Origin of the sequence: Halomonas sp. MES3-P3E, from assembly GCF_002836035.1 — a bacterium.
Taxonomy (GTDB): Bacteria; Pseudomonadota; Gammaproteobacteria; order Pseudomonadales; family Halomonadaceae; genus Vreelandella; species Vreelandella arctica.
Genome location: NZ_PJBT01000020.1, coordinates 196,119 through 222,136, shown reverse-complemented (window position 1 = coordinate 222,136; position 26,018 = coordinate 196,119). Strand labels below are relative to the sequence as shown.

The 26,018-nt window shown below is 56.2% G+C and carries 19 protein-coding genes; 4 read left to right on the top strand and 15 right to left on the bottom strand.

What is annotated here, in order from left to right:
* The first annotated feature begins 15 nt into the window (after positions 1 to 15).
* Positions 16 to 1,656, top strand: a complete 1,641-nt coding sequence (locus CXF87_RS06860) for a BCCT family transporter (protein ID WP_101146080.1) — start codon at positions 16 to 18, stop codon at positions 1,654 to 1,656.
* Between the two features lie 97 nt (positions 1,657 to 1,753).
* Here the strand turns inward: CXF87_RS06860 and CXF87_RS06855 are convergent, their stop codons facing one another.
* From CXF87_RS06855 to CXF87_RS06825, 7 genes are all read right to left on the bottom strand, one after another.
* Positions 1,754 to 2,875 (bottom strand): ABC transporter ATP-binding protein, encoded by a 1,122-nt coding sequence (locus tag CXF87_RS06855; RefSeq protein ID WP_101146079.1) that lies wholly within the window; start codon positions 2,873 to 2,875, stop codon positions 1,754 to 1,756.
* 181 nt (positions 2,876 to 3,056) lie between these two features.
* Complete coding sequence (locus CXF87_RS06850; protein ID WP_101146078.1) at positions 3,057 to 3,935, bottom strand: carbohydrate ABC transporter permease; 879 nt, start codon at positions 3,933 to 3,935, stop codon at positions 3,057 to 3,059.
* Positions 3,928 to 4,854: a carbohydrate ABC transporter permease gene (locus CXF87_RS06845; RefSeq protein ID WP_101146077.1), complete on the bottom strand. Its 927-nt coding sequence runs from the start codon at positions 4,852 to 4,854 to the stop codon at positions 3,928 to 3,930. The genes CXF87_RS06850 and CXF87_RS06845 overlap by 8 nt, the downstream gene beginning before the upstream one ends.
* Before the next feature lie 93 nt (positions 4,855 to 4,947).
* On the bottom strand, positions 4,948 to 6,207 hold the full coding sequence (locus CXF87_RS06840; RefSeq protein ID WP_101146076.1) for an ABC transporter substrate-binding protein: 1,260 nt from the start codon (positions 6,205 to 6,207) through the stop codon (positions 4,948 to 4,950).
* A 111-nt stretch (positions 6,208 to 6,318) separates the two neighbouring features.
* Complete coding sequence (locus CXF87_RS06835; protein WP_101146075.1) at positions 6,319 to 7,830, bottom strand: ATP-binding protein; 1,512 nt, start codon at positions 7,828 to 7,830, stop codon at positions 6,319 to 6,321.
* Positions 7,827 to 8,552: a response regulator gene (locus tag CXF87_RS06830; RefSeq protein ID WP_101146074.1), complete on the bottom strand. Its 726-nt coding sequence runs from the start codon at positions 8,550 to 8,552 to the stop codon at positions 7,827 to 7,829. The genes CXF87_RS06835 and CXF87_RS06830 overlap by 4 nt, the downstream gene beginning before the upstream one ends.
* 118 nt (positions 8,553 to 8,670) lie before the next feature.
* Entirely contained in the window at positions 8,671 to 9,468 is a 798-nt protein-coding gene (locus tag CXF87_RS06825) for an HAD family hydrolase (protein WP_101146073.1), read from the bottom strand.
* Between the two features lie 173 nt (positions 9,469 to 9,641).
* Here CXF87_RS06825 and CXF87_RS06820 point away from each other — a divergent pair, with 173 nt between their 5' ends.
* Entirely contained in the window at positions 9,642 to 11,582 is a 1,941-nt protein-coding gene (locus CXF87_RS06820) for an exoribonuclease II (RefSeq protein ID WP_101146072.1), read from the top strand.
* A gap of 130 nt (positions 11,583 to 11,712) precedes the next feature.
* On the opposite strand, the gene CXF87_RS06815 is transcribed toward CXF87_RS06820, so the two are convergent.
* From CXF87_RS06815 to CXF87_RS06805, 3 genes are all read right to left on the bottom strand, one after another.
* Positions 11,713 to 13,338 (bottom strand): methyl-accepting chemotaxis protein, encoded by a 1,626-nt coding sequence (locus CXF87_RS06815; protein ID WP_101146071.1) that lies wholly within the window; start codon positions 13,336 to 13,338, stop codon positions 11,713 to 11,715.
* 182 nt (positions 13,339 to 13,520) lie between these two features.
* The gene (locus CXF87_RS06810; protein ID WP_101146070.1) at positions 13,521 to 14,738 is read right to left on the bottom strand and encodes an extracellular catalytic domain type 1 short-chain-length polyhydroxyalkanoate depolymerase; all 1,218 of its coding nucleotides are present in this window, start codon (positions 14,736 to 14,738) and stop codon (positions 13,521 to 13,523) included.
* A gap of 59 nt (positions 14,739 to 14,797) precedes the next feature.
* The gene (locus tag CXF87_RS06805) at positions 14,798 to 15,214 is read right to left on the bottom strand and encodes a CopG family transcriptional regulator (protein ID WP_101146069.1); all 417 of its coding nucleotides are present in this window, start codon (positions 15,212 to 15,214) and stop codon (positions 14,798 to 14,800) included.
* A 316-nt stretch (positions 15,215 to 15,530) separates the two neighbouring features.
* Here CXF87_RS06805 and CXF87_RS06800 point away from each other — a divergent pair, with 316 nt between their 5' ends.
* Together CXF87_RS06800 and CXF87_RS06795 are read left to right on the top strand one after the other, a co-directional pair.
* Positions 15,531 to 16,649, top strand: coding sequence for a glycosyltransferase family 4 protein (locus tag CXF87_RS06800; RefSeq protein ID WP_101146068.1), 1,119 nt, complete (start codon positions 15,531 to 15,533; stop codon positions 16,647 to 16,649).
* Complete coding sequence (locus CXF87_RS06795) at positions 16,627 to 17,652, top strand: lysylphosphatidylglycerol synthase transmembrane domain-containing protein (RefSeq protein WP_101146067.1); 1,026 nt, start codon at positions 16,627 to 16,629, stop codon at positions 17,650 to 17,652. The genes CXF87_RS06800 and CXF87_RS06795 overlap by 23 nt, the downstream gene beginning before the upstream one ends.
* Before the next feature lie 81 nt (positions 17,653 to 17,733).
* On the opposite strand, the gene sucD is transcribed toward CXF87_RS06795, so the two are convergent.
* From sucD to CXF87_RS06770, 5 genes are all read right to left on the bottom strand, one after another.
* Entirely contained in the window at positions 17,734 to 18,606 is an 873-nt protein-coding gene (gene sucD, locus CXF87_RS06790; RefSeq protein WP_008958559.1) for a succinate--CoA ligase subunit alpha, read from the bottom strand.
* Positions 18,606 to 19,772, bottom strand: a complete 1,167-nt coding sequence (gene sucC / locus CXF87_RS06785) for an ADP-forming succinate--CoA ligase subunit beta (RefSeq protein WP_008958560.1) — start codon at positions 19,770 to 19,772, stop codon at positions 18,606 to 18,608. The genes sucD and sucC overlap by 1 nt, the downstream gene beginning before the upstream one ends.
* Before the next feature lie 177 nt (positions 19,773 to 19,949).
* Complete coding sequence (gene lpdA, locus CXF87_RS06780; protein WP_101146066.1) at positions 19,950 to 21,389, bottom strand: dihydrolipoyl dehydrogenase; 1,440 nt, start codon at positions 21,387 to 21,389, stop codon at positions 19,950 to 19,952.
* A 134-nt stretch (positions 21,390 to 21,523) separates the two neighbouring features.
* Complete coding sequence (gene odhB, locus CXF87_RS06775) at positions 21,524 to 23,107, bottom strand: 2-oxoglutarate dehydrogenase complex dihydrolipoyllysine-residue succinyltransferase (RefSeq protein ID WP_101146065.1); 1,584 nt, start codon at positions 23,105 to 23,107, stop codon at positions 21,524 to 21,526.
* Between the two features lie 38 nt (positions 23,108 to 23,145).
* Entirely contained in the window at positions 23,146 to 25,980 is a 2,835-nt protein-coding gene (locus CXF87_RS06770) for a 2-oxoglutarate dehydrogenase E1 component (RefSeq protein ID WP_101146128.1), read from the bottom strand.
* Between the last annotated feature and the right edge of the window lie 38 nt (positions 25,981 to 26,018).

Below are 26,018 nucleotides of genomic sequence, written 5' to 3'. Positions count from 1 at the left end.
GAGGAGACGTAGTTCATGAACAATCCCAACAATCCTGAGTCGCCTTCAGAAGCGAGCGACATGCAAACCGACTATGTCGTCGGGCAGGATAATATAAAGGGGCAGCTTGGCCCCATCGGTTTCGACATCCACAACCGCGTGTTTGTGGTATCCGCGATTGCTTCGGCCATTTTCATCGTCCTCACCCTGCTGTTTCCAGAGCGTGCGGAAAGCGTCTTCCAGTCCATTGTCGCCTTCTCTACGGGAACGCTGGACTGGTATTTCATGATCCTGGTCGATTTCTTCATTCTGTTCTGCTTAGCACTGGTTGTTCTGCCTTATGGCTCCGTCAGGCTGGGCGGGGCCGATGCCCGACCAGATCACAGCTACCTCTCCTGGTTCGCCATGCTGTTCACCGCAGGCATCGGCATCGGCCTGCTGTTCTTCGGCGTACTCGAGCCGGTTTACCACGCCAATGTCTCGCTGCCCTTGGGCGTCGAGTCCCCGTTTGGTGCTGATGGTGAGCTAAACCCAGCGGCGATTGCTGACGCCAGTGCCTTAGGGCTTGCCGGCACCTATCTCCACTGGGGTATCCATGGCTGGGCGGTGTATATCGTCATGGCGCTAGCGCTTGGCCTGTTTACCTATAACAAGGGCCTACCGTTCTCGATTCGCTCGGCGTTCTTTCCTATCCTCGGTGAGCGTGTCTGGGGCTGGTGGGGCCATGTGATCGATATCCTGGCGGTGTTTTCCACCCTCTTCGGGCTGGCAACGTCCCTCGGGCTCGGCGCCCAGCAGGCCAATGCGGGGATGAACTTTGTCTTCGGTCTGGAAGTCAGCACCTTAACCCAGGTCATCGTCATCATTCTGGTAACGGCGGTGGCGCTGGTGTCGGTTTGGCGCGGCCTTGAGGGTGGTTTGAAGAAGCTCTCCGAGATCAACATGATCCTGGCCGTTCTGTTCTTCTTTTTCGTGCTCTTCGCTGGCCCCACGCTTTTGGCACTAAGCGGCTTCTGGTCGGGGCTTACTACCTATGTGACGGACTTTATTCCCCTCTCCGCGCCCTTCGGTCGTGAAGACGATGCCTACCGCCAGTCCTGGACGATTTTCTACTGGGCGTGGTGGATTAGCTGGGCACCTTTCGTGGGGATGTTTATTGCTCGTGTTTCCCGGGGGCGCACGGTGCGTGAGTTTATCCTCTGCGTTTTGCTCGTTCCCAGTATGTTTATCTTTATCTGGATGGGCGTCTTTGGCTCGACCGCCCTTGAACAGCTCTACGCTGACCCGGCGGGCAGCCTGGTGAAAGAGTATGTCATCGACAACTACAGACCCGAGCTTTCGCTGTTCGGCATGCTGAACGAGCTACCGTTGACGGGCCTAATGTCGACCCTGGGTATCGTCCTGGCGCTGATCTTCTTTGTCACCTCCTCGGATTCCGGCTCCCTGGTTATCGATACCATCACCGCCGGTGGTAAAATCGACGCTCCGCGGCCACAGCGTATGTTCTGGGCAGTCATCGAAGGCCTCATCGCGATTGTGCTGCTTATCGGTGGTGGTCTGACCGCGCTTCAGGCAGGGGTCACCGCCACCGCTATTCCGTTCTCGATTGTGATGTTGCTATTGTGCTACTCGATCATCAAGGCGCTCAATGGCGAGTTGCGGCTTATCCGAAAGTGATAACTGCAGCTAAAACCTTTAGGCAACTGTAAAAAAGGCCCTCTGCTGGTTACAGCAGAGGGCCTTACTATTTCACAACAGGTTCGAACCACGTCGTTTACGCAATACGCTGCTCGGTCTCGGCATCAAATAGAATCGCCCGCCCCATATCGACACGCAGCGACAAGCGCTCCCCGGCGGCTACCGCACATTTAGGCCCAACACGAGCCGTCACTTCCTGCTCGCCCAGCGGTAAACGCAGCAGGATATCTGCCCCGGTAGGCTCTACCACCGCCACATTGGCACTCAATAGTGTTCCCTCAGCTTGGGACGTTAACCGCTCGTCCTCTTCGCTGAAGTGCTCCGGCCGCAGGCCCAGGATGACCGGCTCATTAAGCCGTTCAGCCATGTCTGCGCCGATACGCGCTTCCGGCCATGGCAGAACCAACTCCGCCTCCCCCGGTGTGGCAATGCGCAGTTGATAGCCACCGTTGCCATCCTCCAGCGTGGCGCGGATGAAGTTCATCGACGGCGAGCCCATAAAGCCCGCCACGAACATATCCACCGGGTTGTTGTAGACCTCGTCCGGCGTGCCGAGCTGCAGGATATGCCCGTCGCGCATCACCGCAATGCAGTCCGCCAGGGTCATGGCTTCGACCTGGTCATGGGTGACGTAAACAATGGTGGTGCCCAGGCGCTGGTGGAGCTTTTTGATCTCGGTGCGCATATCCACGCGCAGCTTGGCATCCAGATTAGAGAGCGGCTCGTCAAACAGGTAGACCTTGGGCTCCCGGGCCAGGGCTCGCCCCATTGCCACCCGCTGACGCTGCCCGCCAGAGAGCTGTGCAGGCTTGCGATCCAGCAGATGGGTGATCTGCAGTAGATCGGCCACCCGCTCCACGGCGGCTTCCCGCTCAGGTTTGGGCACCTTGCGCATTTCCAGCCCGAAGCTGATGTTCTGGCGTACGGTCATGCTGGGGTAAAGCGCGTAGGACTGAAACACCATGGCGATGTCCCGATCCGCGGGGGTGCGCCAGGTGACGTCTTCGCCATCGATATAGATATTGCCGGACGTCACCGGCTCTAGCCCCGCAATGGCGTTCATCAGCGTGGACTTGCCGCAGCCCGAGGGGCCAACCAGAATCAGGAACTCGCCAGAATCGATCGAAATGCTGACATCTTTGAGCACCCGCTCGCTGCCGAACTCTTTGCGTACATTGTGGATTTCTAACGCTGCCATAATGAAAATCCTATTGTAAAGCGACTGACAAACTCTATTCATCTGGGTTGGTCAGAAGCAGCCCTACGCGGGGGCGCTGTGAACCCATCCCTGGGCGCTACTTTCGCCATCCCTGGCGAAAGACCCCCGCTACGGGCTGCTTCTGACCTTCTAGATATGTTTGCCACTCACCTAGTTGTTATTAGCCTTTAACGGAACCGGCTGTCAGCCCGCGCACGAAGTATTTTCCCGCCAGCACGTACACCACCAGGGTGGGCAATGCGGCAATCATGGCCGCTGCCATATCCACGTTGTACTCGCGCACGCCGGTGGAGGTATTCACCAGATTGTTTAGCGCCACGGTAACGGGCTGGGTGTTGTGGGCTGAAAACGCCACGCCAAACAGGAAGTCATTCCAGATTTGGGTGAACTGCCAGATCACCGACACCACGATAATCGGTGCAGAAACCGGCAGTAGAATGCGCCAGAAGATGCGGAAAAAGCCCGCGCCATCCAACTTCGCCGCCGATACCAGCTCGTTAGGGATACCCACGTAGAAATTGCGGAAAAACAGCGTGGTGAAGGCGATGCCAAATACCACGTGAACCAGAATCAAACCGGCGCGGGAGCTGGAGATACCCAGCCAGCCGAGGGTTTGTGCCATGGGTAACAGCACCACCTGGAAGGGAATAAAACAGCCAAACAGCATTAGCGCGAAGACTAATTCAGAGCCTTTGAAGCGCCACTTAGTTAGCGCGTAGCCGTTGAGAGCGCCAATGGTGGTTGAGATCAGCACCGCTGGAATCACAATCGCAAAGGAGTTCCAGAAGTAGCCGCCGACGCCATCACAGCGCATGCCGGTACAGGCTTCGCCCCAGGCTTTCGTCCATGGCGCCAGGGTCGGATTTTGCGGAAACGAGAGCAGCGACCCGGCGGTGATTTCGCTCAGCGGCTTCACCGAGGTCATCAGCATGACTACCAGTGGCAAGATATAGAACAGCGCGGCGAGTATCAGCACGCCGTAAAGCAGACCACGGGCCAGCCGCGCAGCGGGCGTCTGACGACGAATCACATTAGCCATGCTTGCGACTCCTTAATTCGGAGTAGAGATAAGGAATCAAAATCGCCAACACACCGCCCAACATCAGCATGGCGCTGGCAGAGCCCAAACCTATCTGTGCCCGGGTAAAGGCGTGGGCGTACATAAAGGTGGCGGGTAAGTCGGTTGCGTAGCCAGGCCCGCCGCCGGTCAGCGCGACGACCAGGTCAAAACTCTTGATAGCAATATGGGCCAGTATCATCACTGCGCTGAACACCACGGGGCGCAGGCAAGGCATCACTACGCGCCAATAAATCCTCGGCAGGCTGGCACCGTCCAACTGGGCTGCTTTCACAATACTGTCGTCGATGCCCCGCAGCCCGGCTAAAAAGAGCGCCATCACAAAGCCTGACGCCTGCCATACGGCAGCAATCACCAGGGTATAAATCGCCATATCCGGGTCAGTGATCCAATCAAAGCGAAACGATTCAAAACCCCAACTCTGGACCATGGCCTGGATACCCAACTGCGGGTTGAGTAACCACTTCCACACCACCCCGGTCACGATAAACGACAGCGCCATGGGATAGAGGTAGATCGTGCGCAGCGCACCCTCTTGGCGAATTTTCTGGTCGAGCAGAATGGCCAGCAGCGAACCAATCACCAGGCATATCACCACGAACAGCACGCCAAAAATCATTAGATTGGTCGAGGCGACCCACCAGCGCTCATTGGCCATCAGGCGCGAATACTGGCCAAAGCCGACAAAGTCGTAGCTGGGCAGCATGCGCGAGCTGGTTAGCGAGAGCACGAACGTCCACAGCATGAAGCCGTAAACAAAGAACAGCGAAATCGCCACCGACGGTGCCAGCACCAAGCGCGGCAGCCACGCCTGCAAACCACCGGAGGGCGTCGACCGCTTAGCGCCAGCCCCTAAAGGCGTCGCAGAGGTATTTTTCATGGGGAGGGAATCTCTCATCGGAGAAGTGTCCTTGCCAAGCAGAATAGACGCCGCCGTTGCGGCGGCGTCTGGAGAACGCAAGCGCTAGAAAATCTAGAAAGAGGCCGCTTCGGCGGCGCTCACCATACGTTCTGCTGCTTCTTCAGCGGGCATATCGGCGTCGTTGAAGTAGTTAGTGACCACATCGAAAATGGCGCCCTGTACATCCGCACGCACGGCCATGCCGTGAGCCATGCTGGGCACTAGGCCACCCTCTTCGGCGGTGCGCTGAAAATCAGCCAACGACTGCTGGGCACAGCTATCGAATTCGCTCATGTCCAGGTCAGGCCGCGCCGGAATCGAGCCCTTGGCAAGGTTAAACGCTTCCTGGAAAGTAGGTTCAAGCACCAAGCGGGCAAGCGCCTGTTGTGCTTCCAGCTCTTCGTCGTCGGTGACCCGGAACATGGCCAGGCTGTCGATATTGAAGGTGAACGCATCTTCGGTGCCCGGTGCTGCTGCACACAGGTAATCTTCCCCGGCGGTCAGCCCTGCCGCGGTGAATTCGCCTTTCGCCCAATCGCCCATCAGCTGAAAGCCTGCCACTCCATCGATCACCATGGCCGTGGCAATGTTCCAGTCGCGCCCTGGCATGCCCTCATCCATCAGCTCGCGGGTACGCTTGAAGTCTTCAAGGGCATCGATCATCTGTTCGCCGCCCAAGGCTTCTGGGTCTAGCTCTACCAATGCCTGCTGATAAAACTCGCTGCCCTGGCCACCTAGCAATACGCTTTCGAATACCGTTGCGTCCTGCCAAGCCTGGCCGCCATGAGCCAGCGGTACGAAGCCCGCTTCACGAATCGCTTCGCCTGCCTCGAACAACTCATCCAGCGTGGTGGGCATCTCCACCCCTGCCGCTTCCAGCACTTCTGGGTTGGCCCACAGCCAGTTGACCCGGTGCACGTTGACGGGCACCGCCACGTATTGGCCGTCGTAACGCATGATGTCGGCCACAACTTCCGGCAGCAGTTCATCCCAGCCTTCGGCGTCGGCAACGCCGTTCAAGTCACCCAGCAGGCCCAACTCGCCCCACTCCTGAATCTCGGGGCCTTTAATTTGGGCCGCTGAAGGCGGGTTGCCCGACATGGCGCGGGACTTGAGCACCGTCATGGCGGTTTCACCACCGCCACCGGCCACGGCAAAGTCCTGCCAACCGTAGCCTTCGGCTTCCATTAACTCTTTAAGCACATTGGCGGCGCGAGCTTCACCACCGGAAGTCCACCAGTGCAGCACTTCGACTTCATTCGCTTGAGCGGTGGTGACGAGCGTAGCACCTGCCAGAGCAAGCGCGAGGGTCGTCTTCTGAAACGTCGACATGGAGTCACTCCTTATATTGTTATTGTCCTCTCGGACATGCGACCTCCATGAGATTACGCCAAGGGCTGCGTCAACGGGAGTTACCGAGTACTGCAAAGTATTGGCGGTTTATTACAAACCTGTAATAGTTTTCTGGCGGGGTAGCGTGAGCGTTACCACCAGCCCACCCTCGGCATGGTTAGCAAGGGTGATATCGCCGCCGTGGGCGCGGGCAATGTGCCTAGCGATTCCTAGCCCCAGGCCACTTCCGCCAGTATGTCGGCTGCGCGAGGGTTCCAGGCGCACAAAGGGCGAAAACACCCGCCCCAACTGCTCTTCTGGGATGCCGGGGCCGTGATCGCGAATGTGCAGATTGACAACGTTACCGTGATCAACCAGTTCTACCTCGGCCTGCTTACCATAGAACACGGCATTCTCAAGCAGATTCGCTAGGCAGCGCTTAAGCGCCAACGGCTTGGCAATCAGCGGTGCAATAGGGTGGCCGCTTTTAATCTCGATTGTGACCTTACCGCCCTGCAGGCTAAGCTCTTCGGCTAGCTCTTCGACCATGTGCGTAAGATCAACCGATGCGGGCTCTTCGTGCAGGTCCAAGCCTTTTACCGAGGCCAAAGCGCCTTTAACGAGGCTATCCAGCTCATCCAATGAAGCGCAAAAGCGCTCTCGCTGGTAATCATCCTCGAGCATTTCGGCGCGCAGGCGCATCCGGGTTAACGGCGTTTTTAAATCATGGGAAATCGCCGAGAAGAGCCGCTCACGCTCCTCAATCTGCTCGCGGATGCGCCGCTGCATCCGGTTGAACGCCACGGCGGTGGCAGCGACTTCTTTGGGGCCGCTCTCTTTGAGCGGCGGCATATCCAAATCATCCCCCAACTGATTGGCTGCCCGCGAAAGTCGCGCAAGGGGGCGGGTCACGCTGGTGATGCCCAATAGCGAGAGCGCCAGCACACTCAGTAGTACCAGTAGCCCGACCAGCAAACGCTCTTTAGAGAGCCAGCGATAGCCGCTGAAAATATCTGGCACCCCAAGCAGCGTGGCGACATACAGCCAGGTGTCCGGGGCAAGCTCCAATTGAACGACCAGAATCGGCGGCGAGAGTGGTTCCATCAGCAGGCTGTGCTGCCCCCAGCGCGGCGGCAGATCATAGAGCAGCACTTCATTATTCAGCACCCGCAGGTTTTCCGGGCGGGAGAACTCGACAATCACATCATCGATATTGAGCTGCTGGGTGAGCACCGAGCGCACGTTGTTCACCACTACCTCTTTCTCCGGGCCGGAACCGATATCGTCGATGGTGAGCCTGCGCTCGTTAACGCTAACAAAAAAACGCGTGCCGCCCATATTACGCAGTTGATCGAGCACGATATGGCGGTAGTCCACGGGCAGCGAGCGGAAAAACTTCATGGTGGAGGCGATGCTAAACGCCATGTTGGTGGACAGTTCATCCAACTGTGCCAAATGGCTGGAGCGCACCTGGGAAGTCCAGATCGCGTAGCTGGCCCCTTGGGCGGCCAGCACGCCGGCGATCATGATGATCACAAAGCGCCCGCGCAGCGACGCCGGCAGCCAGCGGGCCACTCGTCTGGATAAACGCCGCCTAGTCTCGGCCCACCCCACTTGTTTCACGTTAATGCGTCTACCTGGGCAGTTAACACATAGCCCGCGCCACGCACCGTGCGAATCAACTGCGAGTGCTGAGCATCTTCACCCAGCCGTTGGCGCAGGCGACAAACGTGAACATCAATAGAGCGGTCTAGCGGCGGCGCATCCCGCCCCCGGGTAAGCGCATAGAGATCATCCCGTGTCAGCACCTTGGCCGGGTGCTCTAAAAACACCTGCAGTAGTTGAAAATCAGCCCCTGAAAGCGCGGCGCGCTCGCCCTGCAGATCAATCAGCTCGCGGGTCATACGGTCGAGCTGCCAACTGCCAAAACTGACCCAGCGCGCCTGCCCTGCTGGCAACGCTGGCGGAACGCTGCGAGTGCGGCGCAGTACCGCTTTGATGCGCGCCAGCAATTCGCGAGGGTTAAATGGCTTGCCCAAATAGTCATCCGCGCCCAGTTCCAGACCAAGAATACGGTCGGTCTCATCGGCACTGGCGGTCAGCATGATAATCGGCACATCGCTGTGCTTTCGAACGTCCCGGCAGATAGTAAAGCCATCATCACCGGGGAGCATTAGATCAACAATCAGCAAGTCAGGGACGTGTTCAGCGCGCAGCGAATGCAGCGCTTGGGCACCGTCCGCCGTAAATACCCGGTAACCGTGCCGCCCCAGGTAGTCCGCGAGCAGTTCACAAATTTCCGGGTCATCGTCGACCACAATCAAAGTAGCAGGGGTTGTCGTCATATCGCAGCGGGTTCAGCCCTACGTTGTTGTCATTATATCGGGGCCTGATGATGGTCGAGGGGGTACGCAGTAGCAATACCGTTACGACCAAGGTTGCATTAGTGTTTACCAGTATCAGTTAAAGCTCAAAGCGCTTTTTTAACCATTCGGCAACAGCCGCTTCACCATGGTGGCCGATACGCTCGGCGCCTTCTATACGGCCAAAGAGATCAAGGTGGGCGTTGGCCATTACCTGGGCTTCCCCGGCTAACACAAGCATTTCGGTGTCGTTGAGGTTGTCACCAAACGCCATACATTCGGCTGGAGTTAATGCTAAGCGTTCAAGCAGTGAGGCTAACGCAACGCCTTTGTTAACGCCGCCCGCCATGATTTCCAGGGAATCAATCGTCGAGTAGGTGATATGAAGTGAATCTCCATGGGCTTCATGAGCCTGCTCTTCCAGCTGTTTCAGCGCCTCCGGGTCGCCTAGATAGAGCACTTTACCCACGCCGTTAATGTCCATCTGATCAGTCGGCACGACCTCATAACCAAACCCGGTAGAGGCGTGAAGAGATAATAGATGTGGGGCTTCGGCATCAATATGCCAGCCGCTTTCACGGTAGAGGTTCAAACGCACCTGAGGCGGACGCGGGAGATTAATCAACGTTTGTGCATGCTCAGGGTCGACATGGGTAGCGGCCAGCAAGGTGCCTTGTGGGTCGTGCACATAGGCGCCGTTGGTACTGATCAAGTGCGCTGGTATATCCAACTGATCGCGAAATACCTTCATATCGTGATAGTGGCGCCCCGAAGCAAGCGCGACATGGTGGCCTTGCTTCACCAGCGCCCGCAGCACTTCAACGGTGCTTTCGTGCAGGGTGTGGTCGCTTCCTAAAAGGGTTCCATCCAGGTCAGAAACAATCAGGCGGGGTGTCATAACGCGCTCCATCGGCATGGGCATTTAGCTTAACCGATTCTTTTGAGCGCATGTAAGCCTTTGACGCGCCGTCACCCAAGCGAACATCCGGGCCGACTTCACTCGGCGGCAATTGGCGTGGCAAGCGGGAATCCGTATAGTGGCACCCTAACTCTCGCCAACTGATTGAGCTCATGCTTCAGAATAACGCCATGCTTGCCCAGCTCAAGCAACAGATTCGTCAAACCACCCCCCGTGCTGAAGGGGTGATCAAAGCCACCGACAAAGGTTTCGGTTTTCTCGAAACCGACGACGGTGAATCCTATTTCGTGCCGCCACCCGCCATGAAGCAAGTGCTGCACGGTGACCGTGTGGAAGCGGTTATCCACGAGAACGGTGACAAAAAATCCGTTGAACCCGAAAAGCTGATTGAAGCTGGGCTGGATCGGTTTGTGGCCCGCGTGCAGAAGCGCGAAGGCCGCCTGGCCGTGGTTCCCGACCATCCGTCGATTAAAAATGTTATCAAGGCGCGGATTAAGAACAACCTTGATGAAGAGAGCATTGCTGACGGCGATTGGGTCGTTGCCCGCTTGGTGCGTCATCCGCTAAAAACCGATGACCGCGCTTTCTTTGCCCAGATTGATGAGCTGGTCGCCAAAAGCGATGATCCGGCAGTGCCGTGGCGCGTCACACTTGCCCGCCATGCGCTGGAGCAAGAGTGCCCCGATGCAGGTACCGATTGGCCGCTGATGGATGAAGGCCTGACGCGCGAAGACTTAACCGCCACGCCCTTCTTCACCATCGATGGTGAGAAGACCCGCGATATGGATGATGCGCTGCACATCGCACCTCGCGCTGAAGGCGGCTGGCAGTTGAGTGTCGCGATTGCCGACCCCACCGCCTATGTGGAAGAGGGCCATGCGGCTGATTTAGAAGCCCGCACCCGCGCTTTCACCGTTTACCTGCCCGGCCAGAACGTCACGATGCTGCCAGAGCAGCTAGCGGATGACCTCTGCTCATTGTGGGAAGATAAAGAGCGCCCCGCGCTGGCCTGCACGCTGGATATCAATGCCGACGGCAGCCTGGGCGAGTACCGCTTTTTTGCGGCGAACGTTAAGTCTCACGCCAAGCTCGTTTACGACAACGTCTCCGACTGGATCGAAGGCCAAGGCGATTGGGCCCCGGCGGATGATATTGCCGAGCAGCTCACCGCGCTGCGTGATTTGACCGAGGCACGTACCGCTTGGCGCAACGAACACGCGCTGGTGTTTAAAGACCGCCCCGACTACGTGTTTGATCTCGATCCTGCTGGCAACGTATTGGCCGTGCGCACCGAAGAGCGCCGCATTGCCAACCGCATGATCGAAGAGTCGATGATTGTGGCTAACGCCTGCTGCGCGGACTTCCTGGCCCAGCATATCGGCCACGGTATCTTTAACGTGCACCGTGCGTTCGAACCCGAGAAAGCCGAGGCCGCTCAGGAATTCCTGGCAGGGCAAGAGATCGTGGTCGAACGCGAAGCGCTGACTGAGCTTGCCCGCTACACTGAGCTGAAGCGTGCACTGGAAAGTCGCGACGACGCTTGGCTGGATGCGCGCCTGCGCCGCTTCCAGGGCTTCACCATGATGTCCGCACAGCCCGGCCCGCACTTTGGCCTCGGCCTGGCCGCCTACGCGACCTGGACCTCGCCGATTCGTAAGTATGGCGATATGGTCAACCACCGCCTGATCAAGCGCGTGCTGAAAGGTGAGCAGGCGCCCGCCGAAGCTACCCAGCAGCTCACCGAGCAGTTGACGGAGCGTCGCCGCCTGAACCGTATGGCCGAGCGCGACGTGAAAGACTGGCTCTACGTGCGCTACCTAACGCCTGCCGCACAGAACCAGATTACGTTTGAGGCCGAAATCATGGCCATCAACCGTGGCGGTATGCGCGTTCGCCTGCTGGAAAATGGCGCGACTGCCTTTGTTCCAGCCCCTTTAATGCACAGTGACCGCAGCAAAGTGGTGATTGATGATAAAGAGGGACGTATCCAGATCGAAGGCGAAGAGCGCTACAAGCTTGGCGACCCGCTTCGCGTCATCTTGACCGAAGCCCGCGAAGAGACCCGCTCGTTGGTAGCTAAACCCGCTGCATAAACCGTATTTGTTTACTCTCAATAACCGACAACGGCGCCCTAGGGCGCCGTTGTTGTTTCGATCGTTCTGGCAGTATTTTGAATAGCTTGTAGATTTACTTCCCACAGGAATACGCAAACGCATTAGCTTATTAAAACGCTGCCTGTGTGGCTCTCGAAGGTAAAGCCATGGCAGGCGTGCGTGCTGATAGTTTGTTCAGCTTCGCATCGTCAATTTGAAACGCCGCTACTAGCTCGCGAAGCCGCCCAGCCTGTTCCTCCAGAGAAAATGCTGCTGTCGTCGACTGTTGGACCAGCGCACTATTTTGCTGAGTCGTTGAGTCCATTTCAGTGATCGCTGTATTAATCTGCTCGATACCACTACTTTGCTCACGCGTAGCAGAGGACACCTCAGCCATCAGCAGGGCAAGACGCTGGATCATCGTTTCCGTTTCTCCTATAGTCGTTGCTCCTCGCTCCGCTTGATCAGAACACAGCTTTATTTTGTTGCGTGTATCATCCAGCATGCCGCGAATTTCGCTGGCTGACGCGGCACTGCGGCTTGCCAGCGAACGAACTTCGGTAGCCACTACCGCAAACCCACGGCCTTTCTCACCAGCACGCGCCGCTTCCACGGAGGCGTTCAGGGCCAGAATATTGGTTTGAAAGGCAATCGCATCGATGGCTTCGACGATCTTGTTCATACTGAGTGAGGCCGCCGTCACTTCACGCATCAACTCCACGCTGCGTGTCACTTCTTCACCGCCATTGTGCATCTGCTGTGACGAAGCATGGGCCAGCGTATCAGCCTCTTTGGTTGAATCGCTGTTCTGGCGAACCGTTGCCGTCATTTCTTCCATGCTAGAAGCCGTTTCCTGCAAGGCTGCGGCTTGCTGCTCAGTACGAGATGCAAGCTCCTGCCCGCCTTGGGCAATCTCATTGGCACCGTGCAAGACATTTTCGCTGGAGTCACGTAGTGAGGCGACAAGCGACGTAAGCTCTTTGCTCATGTGAGCCATCGAGCTCAATAGCTGTGCTGTTTCATCACGTCCGGTAAATACAATATCGTGGCGTAAGTCTCCTTCTGCTACACGCTGGGCAACCTCAACGGCCCGCCGCAAAGGCAGTACGATGCTGCGCGTAATAGCAATGGCCAGCGCCAGCGCCATCAATAACGCCGCCCCCGCGAAGATACAAAGCTGCCAAATAGCTAAACGATACTCGGCATCTATTGCCTCATTAGCAACCTTTACTCCCGCGTCAGCCACTAGGCTAATTTCATCAGCCAATTCCTCAAGCTGGTAGATACTATCTTTATGCTCACCGAAAGCTAGATTGGCTTGAGAGGTTTCGGTAATAGCGCTCTGTTCAATTTGACGATAGACCGTCATAAACCCTTCTTCATACCCCTGGAGGGCGCTTTCTGCCTGCTGGTACAGCACATTGAGGCTATCTTTATCGGCAATTTGGCTTCCCGCTTGGAAGGCAGCCTGAATTTTCTCGATGGTCGCCACCCAACGCTGCTGATAGTTCGCTACCCGCTCGGGACTGTTGATGTTGATAAAGATATCTTTTTCAAAGCGTCGCGCTTGCAGCGAAAGGCGCTGAATTTCCGCTGCATTGCTTGCTAGCGCGACATCCGTGTCCAAGGTTTTTTGGGCAGTATCCTTGGTAAAGGTGATACCCATAACTCCCGCTATTAAAGTGCCCAAAAGAAATAGCGATACCAGGCCAAAAGCCAGTGCGAGCCGTGTACCGATCTTGAACCGTGAAAGCATGGAAACTTCCTAATTAGAAAGAGAAGAATAATTGTCGGCATAAAGACCTTAAACTTTAGTTCTATATATACAAATATCACTAATATATATTTAACTAGCTTGTGCTAATTTCCAGGACGACTCTCATACAGCGTTAGGACTTACGATAGGCCGAGCATAGCTTCTGCTCCTGCTTTCCCTTTCTAAGAGCCAGCCTGCTGATGCTGAAAGAAGAAACGCAGCATTTCCTTGGTAGCATCGGGGCCTTTCGGGTCGGTATAGCTGCCTTGGGTGCTGCCTCCTGACCAGGCGTGGCCAGCTCCATGAATGCGCCATTGTTCCATGTGTGGCTCGCCCTTCGCATTGTGGTGTGTGGTACGCGTATAGGCATGACCATTAGCCACTTTCCCCTGCTCCACCGTCGCCCCCGCTTGGCGCGATGTGTCGTACTGGGCGGCCACGCGATCCGCATTGCTGGGGTGCACGGTAGTGTCACGATCGCCATGGAAGATAATCGCGGGCACTTCCGATGCCCAACCGGCCCCTTTCGCTTTACCACCGCCAAGAGGCCCCGTGCCACCCTGCATTGCGCCCAAGGCATCGGGAAGACTCTGAGCCACACCGTGGGGTAACCCGGAGTGCACGCCCACCGCCGCAAACAGATCCGGGTAGGTCATCGCCAGGGTGGTTGCCATGGCGGCACCTGCTGAAAGGCCTGCGACATAGACGCGGGAACCATCAAGGCCATGGGTCTCAATGATCTGGCGCGTCATGCCCGCAATAATCGCGGGTTCACCGCCCTCGCGCTGCTGGTCTTCGGCTTTAAACCAGTTCCAGCATTTCGAGCTATTGGCGGTCATCGGCTGAGCCGGATAGAGCACGCAACACAGCTGCTCTTCGGCCAGCCGGTTCATCTCGGTTCCGGCAGCGAAGTCATCAGGGTTCTGCGTACAGCCATGCAGCATCACCACCAGCGGCAGTGCCTGACCGGTATAGCCGCTGGGGATATACAGTTTGTAATCACGCGAGCCCACGTGGCTGGTATAACGACCGGCAGTGAACGTCCCAGGCTGTGGCTCCTCGCTCCGTGCATACTCAGGCGAGGCTTGCTCGGGTTGTGCCATGCCAGCACGAAACTTCATCCACTTGTCGCGCCATGCAGCAGGCACCTTAATATCGCCGGGCGTAAATGCGTCGGCTGGCGACTCAGTAGGCTCTGGCTTAGATTCAGTGGCTTCTTCGTCGATGACCTCGCAGGTCCCGTCGAAGGTATTGCCTTCCCGGTAAGAGGTATTCGGCGTTTCAGCGCCTCTCGATTCGGGTGCACTGCCCTGGAGAATAGCCATCGCCTCTTGCAGTTTTCCCGCACGGGTTAGCCGCGTCGCTTCTTCCATTCGCTTCGTCATCGTGGCATCGATCATTTTCAATATCCTTATTCAATGATTGCTTAGTCAGTGTTTATTGAGTGAGCCTGAGCTCTTCAGTGGATGCGATCTGCCAGAGCAGCCTTAACCGCTTTACTGGCGTTCAAGGCGCCCAGGACCACGACGGATTCAATGGTGGCGAGGGCAAGCTCAGGCGTTACGTCGTCGGCAATGCTGGCCATGCCCAGCACCTGGATCTGGAGTTTCTCCCCGGCTCCCTGCAGGGCCTCTAAATCCGCACGGCTGTAATGCTCAAGACCCAATACAAACGCCTTACGGGTCACGGTTTCCTTAACGACCTCGGCATGGGTCAACAACTGGTTACGGATAGCGGTGCGAATCAGATCGGTCCGGTTGGAGTAAAAACCTTCCTGAACCAACAGATCGATCTGCCCCAGGTCGACCACCCCAAGGTTGATAGTGATTTTCTCACTTGAATCACCGCCCTTGCGGCGCATTTCATGCACGCTCATGTGTCGTTCCTCGTTGTGCTTAGTAGCCAGACACCTTTCGCTTGGCTTAAAACATCTATATAACACTCAAACAACATCCAAATGGATTCCATTCACCATCCATATGGATGGTATATTAGTCTAGCCCTGCTAAGAGTCAACAAATAATCCAAATAAAACGATTCCTCATTACCAAGCCATCAGATGGAATAGGTGTGATGGCAAGAGGCGTTGAAAGGGATTAACAGGAAATAAAAGCCTCGGCTCAACTGTCGCTGAACTGACTTATTTCTCCTTTATGGTGAAACGATGACAATCTTTATGGTTGGAGGTTAGCTTGCACATTGCCGATGTGACGATGTTCCATGCACCCGCCAGCGGTGGTGTGCGTACCTATTTACAGGCCAAACACCGTGTTTTTTCGCGCATCCCCCAACTGCGCACCAGCCTGCTGGTGCCGGGCGCGGAGCGCGATAGTTTGGGCGATCACCACACCTTACCAGCGCTACACCTGCCTTTAGGCCAGGGCTATCGTTTTCCATTACGCTCCTCCCCCTGGCGGGATGCCCTGGTTGATCTAAAGCCTGACCTCATCGAGGCTGGCGACCCGTACGTAACGGCATGGGCGGCGTTAGCCGCGGGGCAGCGACTCGGCGTGCCGGTGGTGGGCTTCTATCACTCTGATCTGCCACGTTTGATGGGTGATCGCTTGGGGCGCTACGTTGAGCAGCGCTTAACCCGCTATGTAGCGGACCTTTATAGTCGGTTCGATAGCGTATTGGCGCCCTGTAACGCGATGGCAGATCGGCTGCGCGACTGGGGCGTCGATAATGTTCGCGTTCAGCCGTTGGGGGTCGATTTAGCGCAATTTAATCCCCAGCAGCGTGACCCCACCTTCCGACAGACCATGGGCATACCCAGCGATAAAAAGCTGCTGATCTTTGTGGGACGTAACTCACGCGAGAAAAATATTGATGTACTGCTTTCAACGATGCGTCAGCTAGGCAGCGATTACCATTTGCTGCTGATGGGTCCAGGCATGCCGCATCACGTACCCAGCAACGTCACCATTGTGGATCGCTGTTGTGGTGCCCACGAGGTAGCCAAAGCACTGGCCAGTAGTGATGCTCTGCTGCACGCAGGCACCCGCGAAACTTTCGGCTTAGTTGCTCAGGAAGCCATGGCCTGCGGCATTCCAGTGGTGGCAGCCAGGGCCGGGGCGCTGGCCGAAAACGTGCCGCTGGGTGCGGGTATTTTATGCAAGCCGCTCGACCCCACTGCCATGGCTGAGGCCTGTCTAGCGCTGTTTAGTAATGATGTCGCTGCTAGCGGGCGCTATGCGCGTCGCCATGTCGAGCGTCATTTCAACTGGGATGGCGTTATGCACTCTCTGCTTGAGCACTATCAGCAGCTTTGCCACGGCAGCCAACCCTATGCACTCCACCAACACCACTAGCCGTCGCCAGCTACTGAAGTGGCGGCCTATCCACGGCGTGATGATTGCCTTGGCGCTGATTGCGCCACTGGTGCTCACCGCCTGGCTGGGTGGAGCCGAGGCGCTTCAGCGCGTCAAACACTTTCCGCTTGGGTTGCTGCTACTGATGCTGGTAATGGCCTTTCTGTGCTGGAACCTAAATGCAGCAAGGCTTCGACTGATGCTGGGCGGCCGTGCCGGCAGGCTCGGCCAGCGCGGTGCGCTAGGGATTGAATTGGCGTCTAAGTTTGCGCTGTGCGCCACACCAGGTGGCAGCGGTGGCCCGGCGACCCTGCTGTTGTTGCTTGCACGGCGCGGCTTTCCACCGGCCAAAGGCGCGGCAGTGTTTCTGATTGATCAAGGCTGTGACTTACTGTTCTTCCTGGCCATGTTGAGCGGCCTGGTGCTCTTTTCGGTGTTCAGCGACGCCCAGTGGCCACACCAATCGCTCGTTCAGTGGGCGCTGGTGGGGTTAGCGTTCATGGCGACGCTGGTGAGTGTGGTCATGCGCTATCTACCAAGCCTACTGCGCTCCCCTAGCGTGAATACACCGTGGCCAAGCCAGTATCAGCGACGCTGGCTTGCACGGCGCCTACTGCGCTGTCGACATGCGCTCAAGGTGACGCTAGAGCTGCCGCGTACGACGCTTCTCGCTATGATGCTGTTGACCACCGCCCATTGGCTAATGCGCTATAGCTTGCTTTATCTGGCGGTACTGGGAGTAGGCGGTCATGCAGATTGGATTTGGACCTTCCTGACTCAAATGCTGGCGATGGCCGCGAGTCAACTTAGCTTTCTACCTGGCGGGGCGGGTGCTGCGGAGGTGGGTGTGGGTGGTCTGTTGCTGCCGCTAATGGAACGCGAACAGGCCGCCGCAGCGGTATTGGTGTGGCGGCTGGTCAGCTACCATCTTTACTTGGCGGCAGGCGCACCGCTGTTTGTGCTGTATAGCTATCGCATGCTGCGTCGCTCACCGACACCCTAGCAGTATTATTAAATAGCACGCAGAAATAAATAAGGGCGCCCCTCGGGGCGCCCTTATAGCGTGCAGCTAAACGTTCATGGCTTACCAGCCAGTCACTTCTTTTAGCGCATCACCGATTTCAGCCAAAGAGCGTACGGTTTTAACACCGGCGTCTTCTAGCGCAGCAAACTTCTCGTCAGCGGTGCCTTTACCGCCAGAGATGATTGCGCCCGCGTGGCCCATACGCTTGCCAGGAGGTGCAGTCACACCGGCAATGTAGGAAACCACTGGCTTGGAAACGTTGGCTTTGATGTAAGCCGCGGCTTCTTCTTCCGCCGTGCCGCCGATTTCACCGATCATAACGATGGCTTCGGTTTTCGGGTCTTTCTCGAACATCTCAAGGATGTCGATGAAGTTAGAGCCCGGAATCGGGTCGCCGCCGATACCCACACAGGTAGACTGACCAAAACCGTGATCAGTAGTCTGCTTAACGGCTTCATAGGTCAAGGTACCAGAACGAGATACGATACCGACGCGGCCCGGCTGGTGAATGTGACCCGGCATGATGCCGATTTTGCATTCGCCTGGGGTGATAACACCGGGGCAGTTCGGACCGATCAGGCGTACGCCCAGCTCGTCACACTTCACTTTCGCTTCGAGCATGTCGAGCGTAGCGATGCCTTCAGTGATGCACACAATCAGCTTGATACCGGAGTTGGCCGCTTCAAGGATTGAGTCTTTACAGAACGGCGCCGGTACGTAGATGACGCTGGCTTCCGCGCCGGTTTTCGCTACCGCTTCTTTCACGGTATTGAAAACGGGCAGACCGAGGTGCTCTTGGCCGCCTTTGCCCGGCGTAACACCACCGACCATCTTCGTGCCATAGGCAATCGCCTGCTCGGAGTGGAACGTGCCCTGGCCACCGGTAAAGCCCTGGCAGATGACCTTGGTGTTCTTATCGATCAGGATGCTCATTACTTGCCCTCCGCCGCTTTAACGACCTGCTGAGCCGCGTCGGTCAGACTAGTAGCCGCGATAATGTTCAGACCGCTAGATGCCAGTTTTTCAGCACCCAGTTCGGCGTTGTTACCTTCCAGACGTACGACTACCGGTACATTGACACCCACTTGCTCAACGGCACCGATAATGCCTTCAGCAATCATGTCGCAACGTACGATACCGCCGAAAATGTTAACCAGTACGGCTTTAACATTGTCATCCGACAGGATGATTTTGAACGCTTCTGCCACGCGCTCCTTGGTGGCGCCGCCGCCAACGTCCAAGAAGTTAGCGGGCTTGCCGCCGCTCAGGTTGACGATGTCCATGGTACCCATGGCCAAACCTGCGCCGTTAACCATGCAGCCGATGTTGCCATCAAGCGCGACATAGTTAAGTTCCCACTTCGCCGCATCGGCTTCACGCTGATCTTCTTGCGAAGGATCACGCATGGCCTGCAGGTCAGGGTGACGGTATAGCGCGTTGCTATCCAGACCCAGTTTGGCGTCGAGGCAGTGCAGATTGCCTTCTTCAGTGACGACCAGCGGGTTAATTTCCAGCAGGGCCAGGTCTTTGTCGTGGAACAACTGAGACAGACCTAAGAAAATCTTGGTGAACTGTTTGATCTGGTCGCCTTTCAGGCCCAGCGCAAAGGCTAGCTCACGCGCTTGGTACGGCTGTGCGCCGACCAGCGGATCGATTTCAGCTTTGAGAATCTTTTCCGGCGTCTCTTCTGCAACCGTCTCGATCTCTACACCACCTTCGGTAGAGGCCATGAAGACCACACGACGGGTAGTACGGTCGACAACGGCACCGAGATAGAGCTCATCGGCGATGTCAGTGCAGGTTTCAACCAAAATCTTGGCAACCGGCTGACCTTTTTCGTCAGTCTGGAAGGTCACCAGGTTTTTGCCTAGCCACTTTTCAGCAAATGCTTTGGCTTCAGCAGGATCTTTGATCAGCTTAACGCCACCCGCTTTACCACGGCCACCGGCGTGCACCTGGGCTTTAACCACCCACATGTCACCACCGATTTTTTTGCAAGCCTCTTCCGCTTCTTCGGGAGTGTCGACTGCAAAGCCTTTAGACACTGGTAGACCATAATCGGCAAACAGCTGTTTACCTTGATACTCGTGAAGATTCATCGATTCATGCCATTGGTTGCATGTGACTCGAACGATGACCCGTTTCCTTTTAAGAGCAGCCTTACAAGAACGGTCTTAAAAGAACGGGCCATCCCCGTTCTTTCGATCTTTGCAAATTAAGACAAAGCCGAAAGTGTTGCGCCACCTAGAGGTGGCGCTTCGTTGTTGCTTACTGAATTACTTACGCTTCTTGCGATTGGCCATATGAATCGCGTGGCCTTCCACCGCAAGCGCTGCTTCGTGAACAGCTTCCGACATGGTCGGGTGCGCGTAGCAGGTCAGGGCCAGATCTTCGGCGCTAGAACCGAATTCCATGGCAATCACGCCTTGGGCGATCATTTCTCCAGCGTGTTGACCTACGATATGCATACCGAGAATACGGTCAGTTTCCGCATCGGCGATAATTTTGGCACTACCTTCGGTGGCGTTGTTAGCCATCGCACGGCCGCTTGCCGCGAACGGGAAGGTACCAGTTTTGACTTCGATGCCTTTCGCTTTAGCGTCTTGCTCAGTCATACCGACCCAAGCCACTTCAGGGTAGGTATAAATGACGCTGGGAATCGTGTCGTAGTTCATCTCGGCTTTATGGCCAGCGATGATATCCGCCACCATGATGCCCTCTTCAGAGGCTTTGTGCGCCAGCATCGGGCCGCGTACACAGTCACCGATGGCGTAAACGCCCGGGACGTTGGTACGGCACTGGTCGTCAACAAAGATAAAGCCACGCTCATCCAGCTCAACGCTAACACCGTCGGCAATCACGCCTTTGGTGTATGGGCGACGGCCGACACAAACGATGAGTTTATCAAACGTCATCTCTTGTTCGCCGTTGGCATCGCTGTACTTCACAACGACTTCTTCGCCTTTGACCTCAGAACCGGTCACGCGAGCGCCCAGTTTGATATCCAGCCCCTGCTTCTTGAGCAGCTTCTGCGTCTCTTTGGCAACGGTGGCATCCACCATCGGCAGGAAAGAGTCCATGGCTTCAAGCACAGTGACTTCAGAGCCGAGGCGGTTCCATACGCTGCCAAGCTCAAGACCGATGATACCGGCACCGATGACACCCAAACGCTTGGGCGTTTCGGTGAATTCCAGCGCGCCGGTTGAATCAACGATCAGACCTTCGGTCAGCGGCGTCGGCGGAATTTCTACCGGTACGGAGCCCGCTGCGATAACAATATTATCGGCATCGTAAGTGGTGGTCTTGCCATCAGTATCAGTGACTTCAACCTGCTTACCGGAAACCACTTTACCGGTACCTTCGATCGCCGTTACGCCGTTGGCTTTGAACAAGCCAGAGATGCCGCCGGTCAAGTTCTTAACGATCTTGTCCTTGCGCGCCATCATTTTGGTAACGTCCATCGAAACGTCGCCAGCCTGAATACCCATGTCATCGAAATCGTGCTTGGCTTCGACGAACTTGTGTGACGCTTCAAGCAATGCTTTAGACGGGATACAGCCTACGTTCAAGCAGGTGCCGCCGTGAACAACGTTGCCTTCTTTACCAATCCATTTTTCAACACAGGCCGCTTTCAGGCCCATCTGTGCGGCACGAATGGCGGCAACGTAACCGCCAGGGCCGGCACCAATAACGATCACATCAAACTTATCAGCCATGTTGGCTCCTTTAGCTTGCTGGCCTCCCCCCATTTTAACGTGAACCGGGTGGGAGGCTGTGTGCGAGTGCAGTTAAATCCTGGTTAAGCAGTAGCGTACTCAATCATTATTTCAATAACGATGACGCTTATACTTTAGACATCCAGCAGCAGACGTGCCGGGTCTTCCAGCAATTCTTTCAAGGTAACCAAGAACTGAACGGCGTCTTTGCCGTCGATCATGCGGTGGTCATAAGAGAGCGCCAGATACATCATCGGACGAATCTCGACCTTGCCGTTGACTGCCATCGGACGATCTTGGATCTTGTGCATGCCCAAAATGGCGGTTTGCGGCGGGTTGATGATCGGAGTCGACATCAGCGAGCCAAAGGTGCCGCCATTGGTGATCGTGAAGGTACCGCCGATCATGTCGTCCATGCCCAGCTTGCCGTCACGGCCACGCTTGCCGAAATCGACAATTTTACGCTCGACGTCAGCAATTTTCATGCTGTCGGTGTCACGCAGTACCGGCACGACCAAACCACGGTCGGTGGATACCGCTACGCCGATATCTTGGTAACCGTGATAGACGATGTCGGTGCCGTCGATCGAGGCGTTAACGTCCGGGAACCGCTTGAGCGCTTCAGAAGCGGCTTTTACAAAGAAGCCCATAAAGCCCAGCTTAATATCGTGCGCTTTTAAGAACGTCTCTTTGTACTGCGCACGTAGGGCCATGATCTCAGTCATGTCCACTTCGTTATACGTGGTCAGCATCGCCGCGGTTTGCTGCGCTTGAACCAAGCGCTTGGCGATAGTTTGACGCAAACGGCTCATCGGCACGCGCTTCTCGATGCGCTCGCCTTCGGCCGCCGGTGCAGCGGCTGATTTGGCCGGTGCCGACGATTTCGCTGCTTTCTTGGCAGAACCGTCTTTGACCGCTTTCTGAACGTCTTCTTTCAGAATGCGACCACCTTTGCCGGTGCCTTCGATCTTGGCAACGTCCAGATCATGCTCGGCAACCATTTTACGCGCGGCCGGAGCGAGGATTTTGTCACCGACTTTCTCATCGGCGCCATCGTCATCGCTGCTGTCTGCTTTCGCGGAGGCTGAATCGCCACCGCTATCGCCGCCACTGCTGTCACCGCCAGCGCCTTCAGTGAAGGTCGCAAGAATCGCTTCGGACTCTACCTGGCTACCCTCTTCAGCTTTGATTTCAGCCAGGGCGCCATCGGCCGGTGCCACGACTTCCAGCACAACTTTGTCGGTTTCGATATCGGCCAGCACTTCATCACGTTTGACCGCTTCACCAACCTTTTTGTGCCAAGTGGCCACGGTGCCTTCCTGAATCGACTCAGGGAAGCTGGGGGCTTTGACGTCATGTTGCTTGCCGCCACCGGCAGGCTTTTCTTGCTTCTCTTCAGACGGTTTTGCGTCAGCTTTCTCTTCGGTTTTTTCAGCGCTGTCATCGCTAGAAGATTTCTCTTCTTTGCTGCCTGACGCACTGCCTTCACCGATTTTGCCCAGCACCTGCTCTGACTCGACGGTATCGCCCTCTTCGGCCATAACGTCGGTCAGGGTACCCGCTTCCGGTGCGACGACTTCAAGCACCACTTTGTCGGTTTCAATCTCAACAATCAGCTCGTCACGCTCAACGCTGTCACCCGGCTTTTTATGCCACGCCGCCACTGTGCCTTCGGCAACGGATTCCGGAAAGGTTGGCGCTTTGATCTCAGTAGCCATGTCGTTTCCCTTATGTGTTCTCTAAATCCGGTGGCCGCTTATAAATTAAAAGCGTCTTCCACCAGCTGGCGCTGCTGTTCAGTATGGACGGACATATAGCCAGCTGCTGGTGCAGCAGAGGCAGGACGTCCTGCAAATTTCAACTCGCGTCCGAAGCCATCTTTCAGCATATCGGCCACTGCACGCATATTGTGCTGACTGGAGTACCAAGCGCCCTGATTAAGCGGCTCTTCCTGGCACCACACAATGTCTTCTACGTTGGTATAGCCTTGCAGCGCTTCCAGAAGTTCTTCTTTCGGGAAGGGATAAAGCTGTTCAAGACGTAAGATTGCCGTGTCATGACGCTCATTCTCGGCGCGCCAAGCGGCTAAGTCGTAGTAGACCTTGCCAGCACAAAGCACAACGCGGGTCACCTTCTCAGGCGCAAGATCGGCTTGATCAGCGAGCACCATATGGAACTTGCCGTGGGCCAGATCTTCAAGGCTCGACGTCGCTTCTTTATGACGCAGCAGTGATTTAGGCGTCATTACGATGAGCGGCTTACGCAGCGGACGAATCACCTGACGACGCAGTAGATGATAAATCTGTGCGGGGGTCGTCGGTACGCACACCTGCATATTGTGCTCAGCACACATTTGCAGGAAGCGCTCCAAGCGCGCCGAAGAGTGCTCCGGGCCCTGGCCTTCATACCCGTGGGGTAACAGCATGGTTAGACCACACACCCGGCCCCACTTCGTTTCACCTGAAGATATGAACTGGTCAACGACCACCTGGGCGCCGTTGAAGAAGTCACCAAACTGGGCTTCCCAGATCACCAAATCATTCGGCGCTGTGGTGGAGTAGCCATACTCAAATGCCAGTACCGCTTCTTCCGAAAGGAAGGAGTCATGAATGGTGAAACGCGGCTGACCATCGGCCATGTTCTGCAGCGGCACATAGGTGGAACCGTCTTTCTGGTTATGCACCACCGCATGACGGTGGGAGAACGTACCGCGCCCGACGTCTTGCCCGGTAATCCGAATCGGATGCCCCTGATCGAGCAGCGTGGCGTAGGCCAGCGTTTCAGCAAAGCCCCAGTTAAGCCCCAGCCCACCGGCCTGCATTTTACGGCGGTCTTCATAAATCTTGGCCACTTGACGCTGCACGTCGACGCCATCCGGCACCTCGCACATACGGGCAGCCAACTGCTGCAGACGCTTCATATCAATCGTTGTGTCTGCATCGCCGGTCCACTCGTGGCCCAGGTAAGGCGCCCAGTCAACGAATAGAGAGGCATTGGGCTCTTGCACCAACGCATTGGCTACGTGGTTGCCCGCCACCAGGTCATCACGATAGGTTTCAACCATCGCTTTGGCAGACTCTTCAGAGAGCACACCCTGATCAACCAGGCGCTTGGCATAAAGCGAGCGCGCAGAGGGGTGATCTTTGATCTTGGCATACATCATCGGCTGCGTGCCTGACGGCTCGTCAGCTTCGTTGTGGCCACGACGACGGTAGCAAACAAGATCAATCACCACGTCTTTCTTGAACTGCTGGCGATAGTCAAGAGCAACTTGGGTAGCGTGCAGCACTGCATCAGGATCATCGCCATTGACATGAAAAATAGGCGCTTGAACCATCTTGGCAATATCAGTGCAGTATTCGGTAGAGCGAGCATCCAGTGGGTGTGATGTGGTGAAGCCCACCTGGTTGTTGATCACAATATGAATCGTGCCACCGGTTTTATAAGCACGGGTCTGGGACATCTGGAATGTCTCCATCACCACGCCTTGACCGGCAAACGCCGCATCGCCGTGGACGTTGATCGGCAGCACTTTGCTACCCTCTTCGTCGTTACGACGGTCCTGACGTGCACGTACCGAACCTTCCACTACGGGTGCGACGATTTCCAGGTGCGATGGGTTAAACGACATCGCCAAATGGACTTCGCCGCCCGGGGACATGACGTTCGAACTGAAGCCCTGGTGGTACTTCACATCACCTGAGCCACGCTCAATAACTTTCTTGCCATCAAACTCATCGATCAAGTCAGCTGGGTTTTTACCCAAAATATTGACCAACAGATTGAGTCGCCCACGGTGTGCCATGCCGATAACCACTTCCTTGGTGCCATAACCGCCGGCACGCTGGATGAGTTCATCCATCATTGGCACAAACGTTTCACCGCCTTCAAGACCAAAGCGCTTGGTACCTGGATATTTGGATGCCAGGTAATTCTCCAAACCTTCAGCGGCCGTCAAACGCTCCAGTACGTGCTTACGCACATCAGCACTGAAATCAGGCGCACTGCGTACCGACTCGAAACGTCGCTGTAACCAACGTTTCTCTTCCGTATCGACGATATGCATGATCTCGCAGCCGATGGAGCGGCAATACGTGCGCTCCAACGCATCAACGATGTCACGCAATGGCGCTTTGTCGATACCTAAAAAGAAAGAACCGGTTTGGAACTCGGTGTCCAAATCAGCTTTTGAGAGCTGATGAAAGGACAGATCGAGATCGGGGACGGGGGTGGGATTACGCAGTCCTAGCGGGTCGATATTGGCCTTTTGATGACCACGGAAGCGGTAAGCGTTAATCAGCTGCAGGACTTTTACCTGCTTTTTGTTTTCACCGCTATCGGCAGCGGCGACTACACGGCCCGGACGACTTTCGCGCCCCAGCTGGTAGAACTGATCACGGACTGGGCTTAGTGGAACATCGTGGGAGGCACTGCCCTCGGGACGCGGCAACTCATCAAAATAGCTGCGCCATTCGTCAGGGACAGACTCAGGATCGGCGAGGTACTGCTCGTAAAGCGCTTCCACGTAGTGAACATTGCCGCCACTAACGTGAGAGGAACGCCACATCAACTCCATTATGCCTTGTTGCATCTCTCGGTCACCCTGCACTGATGGGGTGGTATCGGTAT